Origin of the sequence: Arsenophonus sp. ENCA (genome assembly GCF_002287155.1) — a bacterium.
Taxonomy (GTDB): domain Bacteria; phylum Pseudomonadota; class Gammaproteobacteria; order Enterobacterales; family Enterobacteriaceae; genus Arsenophonus; species Arsenophonus nilaparvatae.
Genome location: NZ_NHNG01000765.1, coordinates 1 through 985 on the forward strand (window position 1 = coordinate 1; position 985 = coordinate 985).

The 985-nt window shown below is 27.6% G+C and carries 2 protein-coding genes; both read right to left on the reverse strand.

Annotated elements, in window-relative coordinates:
- Positions 1-300, reverse strand: a 300-nt coding sequence (locus tag CBG25_RS19785; protein WP_290608789.1) for a hypothetical protein, incomplete at its 3' end; no start/stop codon positions are given.
- A 30-nt stretch (positions 301-330) separates the two neighbouring features.
- A complete protein-coding gene (locus CBG25_RS19790; protein ID WP_290608791.1) occupies positions 331-861 on the reverse strand; it encodes a SycD/LcrH family type III secretion system chaperone in 531 nt (176 codons plus the stop codon).
- Positions 862-985: the final 124 nt, after the last annotated feature.

Sequence of the window (985 nt, forward strand, 5' to 3'; positions counted from 1 at the left end):
AATTTTTTGCATTTCAGCTAATACTAATAATAAATTACCTTTTTCTGACAGCGAAAATTTAGGCTTTCTAATCTGCGGAATATCTATTGAATTATCAGATTCATTTTTATTGTTAAACTCTGATGCTAGAATTAATTCTAATTTAGCTTTATTATTTAATTGAATACTTTCTTTGGGAGAAATAGTAATTTTATCTTTAATAACGCCGGCAATTTCATTAAAATGATCAGCATTTATATTTTCATTATTAAAATTATTAGAAAAATTTTTTCTTATATTAAATGTATCTATCTCTCCCATATAATAACTCCTAATTAAAAATATAAAACATTAAGAAATTGAAGTTTCTGTTTTAACTTCTGTTTCTGATAATCTAGCTTCTTTAATAACTTTTCGATAGACTTCCGCTTTTTTTACTAATTTAACATCGGTACTTTCATTACAAACTAAATCAAAACAATAAAGTGCCTTAGCAATATCTCCCATTTGCAAATGGCATTGGCCTGAATAAAAAACCGGGCAATGATTGTTTTTTTCCATTACATAAGATAAAGCATAAATATCACAGGCTTTGGCATAATCCTTTTTAAGCTGATAAACAACACCTAAGCCAATGAAATAATCAGCATTTTTTAAATCGTACATACATAGAAATTTAAAAAACTTTTCAGCCTCATCAAGCCTACCTTGTTGATAAAATTCATAAGCATGCGCATAAATATTCTCTATAACATTCTCATCTATTTCGTAAATATCTTTTAGTGTGGCACCCGTATTCATAACGGTCAGAATAGTTTCTTCAAGACCAAAACTATCTTGTTCATTCTGAGTAAGAGATATATTTTCATTATTATAGGGCATAGTAAATCTCCTGAATTGCTATTAGCATTCATTTTCACAATTAAAACAGATAAATAAATCGTGTTCACATAAATAACGCTCATAAAAAGTGTTAATTCTTTATGTAACCTCGCTATCCCACTCA